Origin of the sequence: Xenorhabdus sp. NBAII XenSa04, from assembly GCF_963866145.1 — a bacterium.
Classification (GTDB): Bacteria; Pseudomonadota; Gammaproteobacteria; order Enterobacterales; family Enterobacteriaceae; genus Xenorhabdus; species Xenorhabdus indica.
Genome location: NZ_CAWMEB010000130.1, coordinates 1 through 1016, shown reverse-complemented (window position 1 = coordinate 1016; position 1016 = coordinate 1). Strand labels below are relative to the sequence as shown.

At 53.0% G+C, this 1016-nt stretch carries 1 protein-coding gene; it reads right to left on the bottom strand.

The window, feature by feature from the left end:
• Nucleotides 1-1016: condensation domain-containing protein (locus AAC147_RS05985; RefSeq protein ID WP_047685999.1), on the bottom strand; the 1016-nt coding region annotated here is incomplete at both ends.

Genomic DNA, 1016 nt, shown 5'->3' with positions numbered 1-1016 from the left:
TGACTACCGCGATAAGTCTGCACGGCAGGGCGTGGCCGGTTAGTAGGCAGAGCTAATAAGGCAGGGGCACCTGCCAGTTGCTGACACCAGAAATCACGTTGCTGTGTGAGGGTCGTTTCTTGCAGCCAATCACGTTGCCAGACAGCATAGTCAGCATATTGGATGGGCAACGGCGGTAATGGATCATCGTGTTCGTTGTTGAGGGCAGCCCGGTAGAATGCTCCCAGTTCATGCTCCAGTACACCAACAGACCAGCCATCAGTGATAATGTGATGCAGAGTCAGCAACAGCACATGCTCATCGTCCGCCAGTTGCAGCAATCGACCACGGATCAGTGGACCCTGAGCAAAATCAAACGGCGTTTGTGCTTCAAGGGTGACCAATTCCGTAATGCGATGAGCATGATCTTCTGGCGCTAATTGGCGTAAGTCCTGACTGGACAGAGCAAAACCAATGTTCGCAGAATCAATGTGCTGGCAGGGCTGTCCCTCATGCAGAATAAAGCGGGTACGTAAACTTTCGTGGCGGGCTACCAGCCGATCGAGTGCGGTGGTCAGGGCAGGGTGATCCAGTATTCCCGTCAGGCGCAGTGTTACCGAAATATGGTAGACCAGACTGGCTGCGGGATCGAGTTGACTAAGGAACCACAACCGTTGTTGGGCGAAAGACAAAGGTAGCGGTTGATTACGGTCAGCCGGAGGAATGACGATTTGTTCAGTCGCTGAGGCCTCGGTGAGTGTCTGAGCCAAATCTGCCAGCAGAGGCTGTGCAAAGAGTTGTTGTAGCGATAATTCTTGTGACAGAGCCTGACGTACACGTGAAGCGAGCTGAACAGCAAGCAGTGAATGCCCGCCCAATTCAAAGAAATGGTCGTGACGACTAACTCGCTCGACTCTGAGGAGTTCTTGCCAGATTTGTGCCAGAACAATTTCAGTTTCACCGATAGGTGCTTCATAGCTGCGTGTCACTACAGCAGACAAATCCGGTGCCGGTAGGGCCCGACGGTCAATTTTGCC